The sequence below is a fragment of the Pseudomonas agronomica genome, assembly GCF_025917275.1.
In the GTDB taxonomy this organism is placed as follows: domain Bacteria; phylum Pseudomonadota; class Gammaproteobacteria; order Pseudomonadales; family Pseudomonadaceae; genus Aquipseudomonas; species Aquipseudomonas agronomica.
Genome location: NZ_JAOSHO010001049.1, coordinates 1 through 460, shown reverse-complemented (window position 1 = coordinate 460; position 460 = coordinate 1). Strand labels below are relative to the sequence as shown.

The window sequence follows — 460 nt, the reverse complement described above, 5'->3', positions numbered from 1 at the left end:
CTTGCAGACCCGCGCATAGCTGCCACCCATCATCTGCAAGTGATGTCTGGCAGCGCCTTGTAAATAACCAGGAGCTGCATAATGTTCAAAATCACCCCGAATCCCCCCGACGACGACGCCAAGAAACTCAACGAAGCCGCCGACCGCGCCCTCGCCTTTTACCTCGATCCGAAACCTGAAAAACCAAAGCTACCGCCGGGCCAGTTGTTCACCGTGGCCCAAGGCGCGGACATGGAGTGCCTGTTGGCCAACCTCAGCGAAACCCTCGCTTCGGTGAATGTCATGGCCAACGAACTGGCCTTTGATCTGGAGGGGGCGCCACGGAGTTTTGCACTGGGGATCCAGCAGATGATCGAGCTGAGTGAACTACTGGCAAACCGCGCCCTGGACATCGCCGCACCGCGCTAAGCGCCCGTGACGCTGCGCTGGCCTACGCCCCGTAGGAGCTGACGAGTGCAAC

At 60.0% G+C, this 460-nt stretch carries 1 protein-coding gene; it reads left to right on the top strand.

From position 1 onward, the window contains the following. Positions 1-81 precede the first annotated feature (81 nt). The gene (locus OC610_RS28835; RefSeq protein ID WP_198798276.1) at positions 82-408 is read left to right on the top strand and encodes a DUF6124 family protein; all 327 of its coding nucleotides are present in this window, start codon (positions 82-84) and stop codon (positions 406-408) included. The last annotated feature ends 52 nt before the right edge of the window (positions 409-460 follow it).

Excerpts from the sequence above, each read along its gene's own strand:
- OC610_RS28835 (WP_198798276.1), top strand. The coding sequence starts at position 82 with ATGTTCAAAATCACCCCGAATCCCCCCGACGACGACGCCAAGAAACTC.